General features: G+C 49.3%; 3 protein-coding genes and 1 pseudogene. 1 reads left to right on the forward strand and 3 read right to left on the reverse strand.

Translation table 11 applies throughout. The annotated features are described in order from the left end of the window. A partial coding sequence (locus SPL01S_RS24050; protein WP_155729018.1) for an Ail/Lom family outer membrane beta-barrel protein occupies positions 1–254 on the reverse strand: 254 nt, incomplete at its 3' end. 430 nt (positions 255–684) lie between these two features. Then, positions 685–1,461 (reverse strand): helix-turn-helix transcriptional regulator, encoded by a 777-nt coding sequence (locus tag SPL01S_RS24055; RefSeq protein WP_063203189.1) that lies wholly within the window; start codon positions 1,459–1,461, stop codon positions 685–687. A gap of 126 nt (positions 1,462–1,587) precedes the next feature. Here SPL01S_RS24055 and SPL01S_RS24060 point away from each other — a divergent pair, with 126 nt between their 5' ends. Further along, positions 1,588–2,751 (forward strand): YbfB/YjiJ family MFS transporter, encoded by a 1,164-nt coding sequence (locus SPL01S_RS24060; RefSeq protein WP_063203191.1) that lies wholly within the window; start codon positions 1,588–1,590, stop codon positions 2,749–2,751. A 391-nt stretch (positions 2,752–3,142) separates the two neighbouring features. Here the strand turns inward: SPL01S_RS24060 and SPL01S_RS25770 are convergent. Beyond that, a pseudogene (locus tag SPL01S_RS25770) lies at positions 3,143–3,257 on the reverse strand (Ail/Lom family outer membrane beta-barrel protein); the annotation flags it as partial.

Below are 3,257 nucleotides of genomic sequence, written 5' to 3' on the forward strand. Positions count from 1 at the left end.
GCATGGTTATCAATCCTGTCGCGATATATATAGTAAGATTCGCTCTTATCGCCGCTCATATAGGTAAAGGAGCTGATCACGCTGATCGGTGAATCCCACTCGTAACGGTATTTGAGGTTAACGCCGTTGATATTTTTGAAATTCTGCACCTTGCTTTGCGCATAACCGGCAGTGAGGGTGCTTTGCCCGGCATGGGCCGCAGCGCTGAGGCCCAGAGTGGAAATAACCATGCTGGCGATAACTAACGTCTTCATCGAATCATCCTTAATAGTAAGTAGAACAAATACAGTGCCAACTCATATGAACCCATGAGTTATTTATGACATGAATATTTTATTGGAATTTATAAACCCAATAGCTAGTAAACAAGAATAAATAATAACTGATATGAGATAAAAATAAATCAGTCGAACTCGTAAGTTGCGAACCAGCACGCATTAATAGTAATTCCTGCCGCCCAGTAACCCGGTCTTGTAATGGCACTCTTTATCCTATTTCCCCCAGGCTCTTGCCACGCCGTGACGAGAAAAAAGCCCCAGCTCAGGCTAAAATATCCGTAATGGGGCGCGTCAATGGCCAGCAACAGCGGAACCGCATCTTTTACCCTCTGGCCAAAAAAACTTTACCCTCCGTAAGCTCACTGCATCTGTTTTTACTGTCCCTGCCACAGCGGGTAAAAGTTTGCTATTCCAGGACACGTTGACAATAAAAAATCACGAACATGCCCGGATTGTTTTCTACTTCAAGCGAGGTGTAGGTGTAATGCCTGAGCTGGCCTTTATTATCAAAGATATCTTTATTTCCTGCCCCCACCTTGCTGACATCATGATAATCCCACAGGGTACGAAACTCCGCACTTCTTGCCATCAGGTCGTCAACAACAGATTTAAAGGCAGCAGGGTGATTACCGGTCGCGTAATAGGCGCGAAATGAGGCGATGGTGTGCCGCGCGGCACTTTCCCAGTCATTGAGTCTCCGGCGGTAGTCATCCTGGATAAACATGAGCTTGAGTGAGTTTCTGTCGGTGAGGGGCACGCTTGACCAGTCGAATATTTTGGTTTTAGCCGCATTGTTCCAGTAAATGATGTCCATATTCTCGCGTCTGACAAAGGCGGGGTGAGGATCCAGGGCATCTACCATGGCCATCACCTCTTGGGGAATTTCATCATGAGTGCGTTTTGAGGAGCCGGAGCCAAAAACCAGCGCATTGAGATAATCCTGTTCAATGTCTGTTAATCGCAAAACCTGGGCAATACGAGTCAGCGCCGCAGGCGAGATACTGATATCACGCCCTTGTTCGAGCCAGGTATACCAGCTTGCGCTGACGGCGGCCAACTGTGCAACCTCCTCCCGGCGTAATCCACTCACCCTACGATTGTTTTTACTGAACCCGTAGTCTTCCGGATTAAGTCTTGCTCGGCGCTTGAGTAAAAAGGTTTTTATATCCTCACTTCTCGACATAACTGCTCCTGGGTAGGACTCCTGGTCATAGGATAATCTGCCCTATTTTCATCAGAGGAATGGCCTTCTAACATAGCCGCCTAGATTACGACATCTCGTCGGCAATAGCGTATAGAAAGGCAATAGATGAACGCAAAAGCACCCAGCAATATAACGACCATGTTTATCGGCATTATGACGCTCATCGCCGTGATGGGGATCGGCCGTTTCTCGTTAACGCCGCAAATTCCAGTGATGATTAACGACGGCTATCTGACGCTTTCCGGTGCCGGGATCATGGCATCGATGAACTACATCGGCTATCTCATTGGGGCGCTGCACGTCAGCCGCATGCAGAGTAGACACGCTTTTTATCTCAAGGCCGGCCTCCTCATTACCGTTATGGCCACTCTCCTGTCCGGCTCGACCCCAAACTTTGCACTACAGTGCCTCTTTCGGCTGGCCGCGGGTATTGGCGGAGCATGGGCGCTGATCATCGTGACCACCTGGACACAGCTCATACTTTTGGGTAATCGCGCCCCCCGGCTATCTGCAGCCGTATTTACAGGCCCAGGACTCGGTATCACACTTTCGGGTTTACTGGCCTGGTTCATGTCCACGGCGCATTATCATGCCTCGCGTTCATGGTATATCTATGGCACAGTGGCGCTACTCGCCGCGTTGATCATCTTTCGCCATTTACCGAAAGAGGTTGATTCCGCTCAACCGCACGTTAATAAAACGCCTGTCAGCAGCAACCTCAAAAGGCTGGTATTTATTTATGCTCTTGCGGGATTTGGTTATATATTGCCCGCCACCTTCCTTTCTCAAATGGCGAGAACCACCTTTCCTGTCGGGCAAATTTCCGCCTTTTTCTGGCCGCTTTTTGGTCTTTCTTCCGCCATTGGGGTCATTTTGGTGATATTTTTTGCCGCGCAATTCAATACCCGAAACAGCCTCGCCGGCGCCATGATTTTACAAGGGATAGGTGTGGCTGCCGCCGTGCTGATTCACAATGTGGCCGGCTTGCTGATTTCAACGATACTGACCGGTTTGGGATTTCTCGTCATCATGCAATTGACCATGAGACTGGCGCGGGAGCTTTCTTCCGGATCGATGGCCAGAACCGTAGGTCTTTTAACCTCGGGTTACGCCACCGGCCAGCTTATTGGCCCGTTGATTTCGTCGCTCAGCATTGCGCTGTTTTCCTCCCAGGAACCCGCACTGCTGCTGGCCGCCGCCGGCCTTGTCCTTGGCGGCGTGGGGGTTGTCACCCTGCTCCACAGTGAGAGTGCTCGGCCTGCTGGTTAGTCGTTGCCCCGGTGCCCGCTTAAGGCGGGCGCCGAATTTTCAGCTAAATAGCCCTCATCAAATCCGGAACGGATTATTGTTTCACTCATATCATGTTCACTGGTATCTGGCTGTAATAAAGAGGGGAAAAAGAGGAGCGACGGCAACCATACCCAATCCAGATTGAGTTTAAATAAACAAAAATTCATTATTGCAATAGCAGCTAATTCAATGGTTCTGATTTTGATTAAATTCCATCATTTCACCTTTGCTGCTGCGGCTTTGATACCCTGAGATTTTGCTATGTAAATAAAACCCCTTATCTAAAAGTATCCTGCTTGTACTGCAGAGGGTGCGCACGGCTGGCAACGCCGGCTGGCCTCCCGCAATGGGAGGCCAAAAGCATTCACTATCAGAAACGATAGCCAACGCCGATATTGAAACCGTTGATCGAAAGATTCCTGCCGTCGATATTCAGTCTGGAGCCTTCATAGCCAATATCAATTGCCAGATTCTCCATTGGGTTG

This window comes from Serratia plymuthica NBRC 102599 (assembly GCF_001590925.1).
Classification (GTDB): domain Bacteria; phylum Pseudomonadota; class Gammaproteobacteria; order Enterobacterales; family Enterobacteriaceae; genus Serratia; species Serratia plymuthica.

Coding starts and splice junctions, on each gene's coding strand:
- SPL01S_RS24055 (WP_063203189.1), bottom strand. CDS start 1,461: ATGTCGAGAAGTGAGGATATAAAAACCTTTTTACTCAAGCGCCGAGCA.
- SPL01S_RS24060 (WP_063203191.1), top strand. CDS start 1,588: ATGAACGCAAAAGCACCCAGCAATATAACGACCATGTTTATCGGCATT.